This window comes from Catenibacillus scindens, from assembly GCF_014202115.1.
In the GTDB taxonomy this organism is placed as follows: domain Bacteria; phylum Bacillota; class Clostridia; order Lachnospirales; family Lachnospiraceae; genus Catenibacillus; species Catenibacillus scindens.
Genome location: NZ_JACHFW010000007.1, coordinates 168090 through 176423 on the forward strand (window position 1 = coordinate 168090; position 8334 = coordinate 176423).

The following is an 8334-nucleotide window of genomic DNA, read 5'->3' on the forward strand; positions in this document are numbered from 1 at the left end:
CTACCGGAGGCCAGACATCCCAGGACGTACTGTCCGCCTATTCTGTGCCGCCCCAGGCCGGAACAACAGGAAGCAATTTGATCTTTGACCGCAACAGCATCACCAACGGCAGCTCCATCACCCATCCCACAAACAGCAGCAATGTCACCATAAGCACTCCAGGAATTTACGAAATCACATTTAACGGCTCTGTATCTCCGGCAGGAGATACAATTTTTCCTCTGGCTATGCTGCTGGTGCTTTTAGTAAATTCAAACCAGGTAGGCGGCGCCGCTGCTCAGTGCAGTTTAACCTCCGCCAATGACGTGGAAAATATGGCCTTTACACAGATCGTCAACATTACTCAGGTTCCGGCAACCATATCCGTCCGGGCCAATGGCGGAAATTTCTTTTATTCAAACGCCACGATCAATATAAAAAAACTTGGGACCGTCAGTTAAGGACTGACCAGCGCTAAATGCGTGCCACTGGCGCGCTTACACACAATCAGCCGGGCCGTCAAAAAGGCGGCCCGGCTGTTTTTTTAAAACTTAACGTCAATTTCCTGTTTCATACATTCTTTTGAATTTGTCCCCACAAAGATATTAAACTTGCCGTCTTCAATCCGGTAATTGGCATCGTTATCGTAAAATCCCATGTCAGATTTTTTCAGACTCATAGTCACATCCACCGACGCTCCCGGATCAAGGGTTACTTTTGTAAAGCCTTTCAGTTCCTTCACCGGACGCACCAGTGTGGCGGTCACATCCTGCATATACAACTGAACGGTCTCAGTACCTGTCCGGTCGCCTGTGTTGGCCACAGTCACGGTTACCTTAAAGGCGTCACCCGCATCCTCCACTTTCAAATCACTGTATTCAAATGATGTATAGCTTAATCCGTAGCCGAAGGGGTACAGTGCGTCAAAAGGCGCGTCCAGATAGCGGGATGTAAACTTGCTTCCGCTTCCCGGCCGTCCTGTATTTGGATGGTTGTAGTAAACCGGGCATTGTCCGGTGACATAAGGGAAGGAGGACGCCAGCTTTCCAGAAGGATTACAGTCCCCGAAAAGTACCCGGACAACCGCGTTGCCCATCTGTATTCCAAGATGCCATGCCTCCACAATGGCCGGCAGATGTTCATTTTCCCAGCCAAGAGCGAGGGGGCGTCCGTTCATCAGCACTGCCACCACCGGTTTGCCGCTGGCCAAAAGTTTTTCAAGCAGTTCTCTTTGTTTTCCCGGTAGGGAGATATCTGCTTTTGAAGCCGCCTCCCCGGACATATTGACCATCTCTCCGATGACTGCCACAATCACATCTCCGTCGCTGACTGCCTCTTTGATCTCCTCATCGTTCAGATCTCCCTCAGGTCCTCCGCAAGGATAGTAAGAAACATTGGCTCCGGCACTTTTCAGGCCATCCAGAATAGTAACACAGTCTTTATGCTGCCAGCTCATGGCCCAAGCTCCGATAATTTCCTCTTTCATATCCGCCAGATTGCCTACCAGGCTGATCTTCTGGTCTTTCTTTAAAGGAAGGATATTCCCCTCATTTTTCAAAAGGACAATAGATTTTTCCGCCGCTTCCAGAGCAAGATCCGTATGTGCTTTGGGAAGGGTCTCATAGCGGGTCATCGCCTCTTTTTCCACATAAGGATGCTCAAAAAGGCCAAGCCATACTTTTACAGACAGAATACGGGTTACCGCTTCGTCAATAACGCCCATATCCACTTTGCCTTCTGCTATGGCCTGCTCCAGATATTTGCTGTAAATGCCTGTGCCCATATCCATGTCCATGCCCGCATTTGCCGCCTGAACTCCGGCATCCATATCATCCGCCGCAATACCGTGGGTCACACACTCACGGATAGCATTGGCATCGCTGACAACCAGTCCTTTCAAGCCGTATGTCTCTTTCAGAAGATGGCGGAGCGTATAGGGATTTACAGTACAGGGCACACCGTTAAGATCATTAAAAGATGCCATAACTGAAGCTGCTCCTTCCTCCATCGCCGCCTTAAAAGGAGGCAGATATATATTGTGAAGCTGGGAAATGGACATACTTGTAGTATTATAGTCACGGCCGGATTCGCAGGCGCCGTATGCCACATAATGTTTCGTACATGCAGCTACATAGTTATCAGTGGAGGACATATCTCCCTGCAGGCCACGGATCTTTGCCCGGGCAAATTCTGACGCCAGATATGTATCCTCCCCCGGCCCCTCGGAAACACGGCCCCACCGGGAATCTCTGGCAACATCGATCATCGGCGCGTAGTGCCAGTTAACACCCTGGGTTCTTGATTCCTTTGCCGCCATGTGGGCAGTGCGCTCAAACAGATCCGGATCAAAAGCTCCGGCCTCGGCGATGGCGATAGGATACACAGAACGGAAACCATGGATAACATCCAGGCCAATGAGAAGAGGGATACCGAGACGGCTCTCCTCCACAGCAATTTTTTGCAACTCGTTGACCTTTTCCGGGTCCTGGAGCATCATAGCGCCAATCTTTCCAGCACGGATATTATCTTCCTGATAATCTCTCTCAGCGTTATTTAAAATTTTCTCAAACTCCTCATGGGAAATTCTTCCATCTCCTACCATCTCGATCAATTCCTCAAAGGACACATCAAATCCGCCGACGATGGAAGGAGAAATCAAATTCATCTGACCGATCTTTTCTTCCAGTGTCATCTGACTGAGAAGATCCTGGACTTTTTGTTTCTGAGCTTTGGTTAAACGATACATAGTTTTACCCCCTGTTTTATGTGTAGTGTAGTTCCGCGCGCCCATTCAGCACATCCTGGCAGCCGCGTTAATTACCTCATAAAATTAAGTATACCTTATTTTATGACAAATGTATTTTCTTATTTTGTCATTTCCATAGTAAATTTTTGCCCCGAAGATACGCCGTCCTGAATAGTTCCCGTCAAATGGACGCGCGGGCGCATCTGATTGGCTCACTGCCTGCGGGAATAACTATAATCCAGGCTTTAGATCTTCAAATTGCTCAATAAATGTCCGGGCAGTAACTCCCGGAGGGTTACTGTAAGCGGTAATAATACAATTATATCTCACAGGAATTTTCTCTTCAAGATCGATCTGCCTCAATGTTCCTTCCTGAAAGCTGGTTTCCGCCACATTCAGTGGTACAAAACCGACACCCAGCCCCTCACGTATAGCCCGGGTAATCTGATCCACCGAAGATAATTCAATGTCCGGCTGAAACAACAGACTGTGTTTTTCAAAAAATTTACTGTAGAAAATACGGGTAGAAGTGCCTTCCGGCATGGAAATCAATGGAAATCGGGTAAATTCATGAAGGTAACGGCGTTTTTGGGCCACATCAAAGAAATCTGGGCCACATACCGGAACATCCTGAAATTCTCCCACATATTTAATCTCAAATCCTGAATAATCTCTGGAATTTTCCACGTCTATAGGCGAACTTAAAACGGCAAAATCAATATTTCCACCTTCCAGTACAGAACAGACATCACTGTTAGTCATGTTTTCAATCTTAATCTTTACATCCGGGTATTTCTGTTTAAAGGCTTTGACATGGGGCAGAAGCCAGCTCGTAAACGTCAGCTCATTGGCTCCGATGCGCATAATGCCTGAGCGCATCTCCTTTAATGCTTCCAGGTCATCTTCCGCCGAAAAAATCAGCTCGCAGGCCGGCTGAATCTTTCTGAAAAGCATCTGCCCCTCCCTCGTCAGAGCCACCCCCTTTTTCGACCGTATGAACAGGCTGCATCCCAACTGTTTTTCCAGGCTGTGTACCGATTTTGTCACGCTGGGCTGGGTCACAGACAAAAAATTGGCCGCCTTTGTAATACTCCCGGTCCGGGCTACAAAATAAAAAATTTTGTAATATTCAAAAAACGCGGACATGGCCCCTCCTTCATTCTTATAAGTTATGACTGATATATAAATCATTCATTTTACACATCTCTTTTTCTTCATTATAGTTGAATTCATATAGAACCGCAATGGAATTCAAAAATTTTATTCAAAATTGGTAACAATCCATCCCTGATGGCTGAACTGTTACCAAAATTTTAAAGGAGGTCTTTTGCTTCTATGCAAAAACTTGAACTTGTCAAAAGATATGTCATCTTTATCGTGGGACTTTTCGTAAACTCCATCGGTGTGGCACTGATCACGAAAGCGGATCTTGGAACATCTCCCATTTCCAGTATCCCTTATGTGCTGAGCCTGTCTTTCACCCCCACCATCGGACAGTTTACCATTGTTTTCAGTCTGCTGCTGATTGTTATCCAGATCTGCCTTGAGCGCCGGAATTATAAACCGATTCAGCTATTACAGATCCCGGTTTCCGTAGCATTCGGTTATTTTATCGATTTCTCCATGGATTACCTTCTGTTCTGGCTGGACCCCCAAAATTATGTACAGAGCATTATTTATCTGCTGATCGGCTGTGTAGTTCTGGGATTTGGCGTTTATATGGAAGTCTGCGCCAATGTTGTCATGCTGCCCGGAGAGGGTACTGTCAAATCTATTACCCGGACTGTCGGAACAAATTTTGGGACGACAAAGGTCAGCATGGATGTAACAATGGCCGTGTGCGCGCTGGTGATCTCCCTGATCCTGAGCCATCAGGTACAGGGCGTTCGGGAAGGCACCATTATCGCGGCTTTACTTGTGGGATATATTTCCAGATTTTTCGGCCATCTCTTCAAACCTATTGAGAGAAGAATCCTGGCTGAAGCTTATTAAAATTAATGAGGTGATTTTCATGAAAAATTATGAAGAAATGCACAATGAAACCAACAGCCTTTTATCCGGCGTTGTCATCGCTGTCATTGCCATTATTATGGCAGCTTTACCCACAGTTCTCGCAATGAATCATGTCCTTGACGTGACAATTGCCAATGTTATTTTCGGTATGGCCACATGGTATGTTTTCGCCCTGTGCGCCTTTATTGCCGGCTGCCTGTTTATCCGGCGCGGACTGGCCCACCCTGTCAGCGCTCCAAAAAGACTTGCAGCCTGAGAAAACGTTTTAATAAAATTTTCCACTACCGCAAAAAGGCCAGGAATTTTCCTGGTCTTTTTGCATATTTTTCGCCGGTGTGTCATTGCGCAAAAAAAATTTTTGTCCTATGATGAAATCATGTTTACACAAAACGGAGGATTACTATGCACGCCCTGACACATATGATCAACTATTATAACAACACTGTCAACGAAGATATTTATTTCTCAGTGGCCCAGTCTCTGCTGGAAAATCTCGACCAGCTCTCAGGAGGGAACATTTATGACTGGGCTCAGATATGCTGCGTTTCCCCCTCAACCATCAGCAGGTTCTGCCAGAAGCTTGGCTACAAAAGTTTTCAGGAATTTAAACTGGGGCTGTCCAATGCCATACAAAATTACAATATGCTCAACCGGTACGTCCCTATTAACAAAATTTCCACATACGGCAGCGAGGAGAGCGCTTACTTATCTGCCCTGGCAGACATTGTGGAGGATTTCCGCAAAAAAATAGACCAGAATAAATTAGATGAAATGGCGGACATCATCCACCGCCGCAAAAATATACGGATCTATACCAACGGGATCTACATGCACGAGACAAATCTTCAGACCAATCTCCTTCTGTCCGGCCATACCACCCGCATTATCACAAGCCCGGCCATGCAGATCAAAGACGCTTCCAATATCGCTGAAGGTACGGCAGTCATCCTGGCTCTGCCAAACGTTCATGAAAAAACTCTGAGCCTTGAACTTCTCCAGATCCTTCAGCAGAAAAAAACCTGCATTCTTCTGCTGACTAATTCCACCCGTTCGGTCTATCTGAAATACGCTTTCTGCTCCTTTTGTTTTGATGGAAACATGACTCAGATGGATGATTTTTACTTTACTATGTTTCTTTCCATGTTATCCATTACTTACAGGAATAAATATCTGAGCTGAAGGCTTCCGGGTAAAGCACGGCATTTTTCCGGGCGGCCAGCCCTCCGGAGTGTTTTCGATCAAAACTCCAGTCCTTTAAACTGATCAAAGGTTCCCAGAAAAAGTCTGTCAGGAACCATTTTCCGTCAATCTTGCGGAAATGATGACGGTACCGCGCCACAAAAACCATATAAGGGATCTTACTGTCCTCAAATGCGCTTCCGCTTAAATTGGTAGCGCTGTGGTCAAACCATGTGCCCACCGCTGTCCGACCGTCCACACTGATCTCAATCAGCGGTGTTGTGGCCGTATGGAAAGTATACATTCCCGGATGATATCTGGCGTCCATACCTGAGAGCTTATGCAAAATCTCATCCTCGCCATGGAGTTTTGGTGTCTGCGCGCCGCGGCTTCGGATCAGCATTTCAGGCACAAACCCATCATTTTTCATATAATTCTCATAAAATTCACACAGCCGTCCACGCCGGCAGCCATACACCCAGGCATTGATAATATTTTCTATCTTATAGCTGTCTTCTTCAAAAATCCCGGGAAGCTCTTCATTTCCAAGAGTCCACGGAAACATATCCACACTGATTTTATCATAACGCTGTCCCTGGGGATAAGGCGTATCCGGGAGCCGCAGCACAGGCCATCCCTTCTGCCCGGTCATCTGCCATTTTCCTTCGTCCTTTGAAAATAGACTGTTCACATAATAAAAACAGCGGCATACCGACGGATGTCCCTCCATGTTCCCATGAATACCAAACAATTCCACCGGATACCATACCTGAATCTGATTTCTGCCGGTAATTTCCATCGCCGGGGACGATGTCAGGCCGATGAGGGAGCCCAAATCCGGTTGCTCTATTCCGCCGGGGACACAGAACATACGCCGAAGCTCTTCATCGCTGCTGATTGCTAACTGATCCCAGGGCCGGTTCACCTGTTTCTTTATAACCAGATAATCTTCTGACGATAGACTTCCCGATGTTGTTTCAGCGCCAAAGCCATCCCCTATTCCGGCGGTCTCCGGCTCTGTAATTTTTCCTCTGTAGCTCCAGGGTTCCATATCCTGGACGGTATACCAGAAAACACTTTCAATCCGCCCCTCGTCACCGTTCTTTCTGAAACCGATATCCATCCGTGTAATCTTTAAACCGCAGGCGCTTTTTTCCTCCCCGCCTTTTAGAAGATGATAAATATAAGCGTCACAGCTAATCATTCCGTCGAAACCGGAATGGTTTTGTCTGTCCTGGCTGTAGGCCGGCGACACTGTAAAGATTATAAAATTTTTCTGTTCCTGGATATCGCCATCAATTTTAAGCGATTCCGGCAAACAATTCAGATATCCGGCCAGGGCGGATACATCCGTCTTCTGATTCCGGTTCATATAAAAAATCATGTGAGCCATGGCATTTTCCATGGCGGTATAAAAGCTCATCCGTCATTCCTCCGATCACATTACACAGTCTTTATCTCCAAAGCACCCTTCCGCAAAAATCTTCTAAAAGCTGACGCCACACCGACCATTGATGTCCGCCGTCAGGAAAATAACTGGTAAAAGGAATGCCCTCCTCATGAAGCAGATCTTCCAGCTTGTATCCGAAAGTAAAGAAAGCGTCATCATAACGGCCTGCACCGATGTGAACCTGAAGTTTGCGGTTCGCCCCGGTATCAGGGAGATCATTCACGCGCTTTCCTCCGCTCCATACGCCGATATAATTAAACCATTCCGGGCAGGAAACAAGTACTTCATAGGCAAGAAATCCGCCGGCAGAAAATCCGGCGAACGCCCGTTTACCGGGATTTCCTCCCACAGCATATGTACTTTCCACCCAAGGGATCAGATAGCCTGTCAGATTTGGGATACATTTGCCCGGATTGTCCCAGTGAAAAACTTCGTTATCCATCAAAACCACCGCCATCGGTTCCGTCCGCCCTGCAGCGATCAGATGATCCATTATATTCTTCAGCGAACCCTGATTGATCCAGCTTGCGGCGTTATCCCCGCCGCCGTGGCTTAAATACAGCACCGGACAGGGGCTCTCAGGATCGTAATCTTTGGGCAGATAAATCACACCCTTCTGTTTTTCGCCCACACCAAAAGCCGGATCTGTCTCATACTCAAAAACTTCCAGGCGGCCGCCGTCATCCACAGGAAGCTCTACACTACGGTCAACAACCTGCTTTTGGCTGTCAAAAGGAACATAAACCTGACTGTAAGGCTGAACCTTATCCCCTACAGTAAAGGGCGGATTAACCGGGTCTGTCACAGTCACCATTTTCAGAGGGTTCCCATCGGGCATATCCAGGACAAAACGGTAGTTAAAGGTTCCCGACGGCAGGGGAATTTTACATGCGAAAAGCCCTTCGATTTTTGTCTTTCTCATTCTGTAAAGCCCCAGTTTTAATATATCCCAGTCAAAATCAAAAGT

General features: G+C 46.9%; 8 protein-coding genes. 4 read left to right on the plus strand and 4 right to left on the minus strand.

Annotation, left to right across the window (positions count from 1 at the left end):
- On the plus strand, window positions 1-440 hold a 440-nt coding region (locus HNP82_RS10240; protein ID WP_330599535.1), incomplete at its 5' end, for a hypothetical protein.
- Between the two features lie 83 nt (window positions 441-523).
- Here HNP82_RS10240 and HNP82_RS10245 read toward each other — a convergent pair.
- On the minus strand, window positions 524-2725 hold the full coding sequence (locus HNP82_RS10245) for a glycoside hydrolase family 3 N-terminal domain-containing protein (protein ID WP_183774066.1): 2202 nt from the start codon (window positions 2723-2725) through the stop codon (window positions 524-526).
- A 231-nt stretch (window positions 2726-2956) separates the two neighbouring features.
- Complete coding sequence (locus tag HNP82_RS10250; protein WP_183774071.1) at window positions 2957-3871, minus strand: LysR family transcriptional regulator; 915 nt, start codon at window positions 3869-3871, stop codon at window positions 2957-2959.
- Between the two features lie 189 nt (window positions 3872-4060).
- Here HNP82_RS10250 and HNP82_RS10255 point away from each other — a divergent pair, with 189 nt between their 5' ends.
- From HNP82_RS10255 to HNP82_RS10265, 3 genes are all read left to right on the plus strand, one after another.
- Window positions 4061-4717: a YczE/YyaS/YitT family protein gene (locus HNP82_RS10255; protein WP_183774075.1), complete on the plus strand. Its 657-nt coding sequence runs from the start codon at window positions 4061-4063 to the stop codon at window positions 4715-4717.
- A gap of 19 nt (window positions 4718-4736) precedes the next feature.
- A complete protein-coding gene (locus tag HNP82_RS10260; protein WP_183774078.1) occupies window positions 4737-4994 on the plus strand; it encodes a hypothetical protein in 258 nt (85 codons plus the stop codon).
- A gap of 146 nt (window positions 4995-5140) precedes the next feature.
- The gene (locus HNP82_RS10265) at window positions 5141-5917 is read left to right on the plus strand and encodes a MurR/RpiR family transcriptional regulator (protein ID WP_183774081.1); all 777 of its coding nucleotides are present in this window, start codon (window positions 5141-5143) and stop codon (window positions 5915-5917) included.
- On the opposite strand, the gene HNP82_RS10270 is transcribed toward HNP82_RS10265, so the two are convergent.
- Together HNP82_RS10270 and HNP82_RS10275 are read right to left on the minus strand one after the other, a co-directional pair.
- Window positions 5889-7340 carry a nuclear transport factor 2 family protein gene (locus tag HNP82_RS10270; RefSeq protein WP_183774084.1) on the minus strand — a complete coding sequence of 484 codons (1452 nt, stop codon included), beginning with the start codon at window positions 7338-7340 and terminating at the stop codon, window positions 5889-5891. The two genes, HNP82_RS10265 and HNP82_RS10270, sit on opposite strands and share 29 nt — an antisense overlap.
- A 31-nt stretch (window positions 7341-7371) precedes the next feature.
- Window positions 7372-8334, minus strand: a 963-nt coding sequence (locus HNP82_RS10275) for an alpha/beta hydrolase (RefSeq protein WP_207720601.1), incomplete at its 5' end; no start/stop codon positions are given.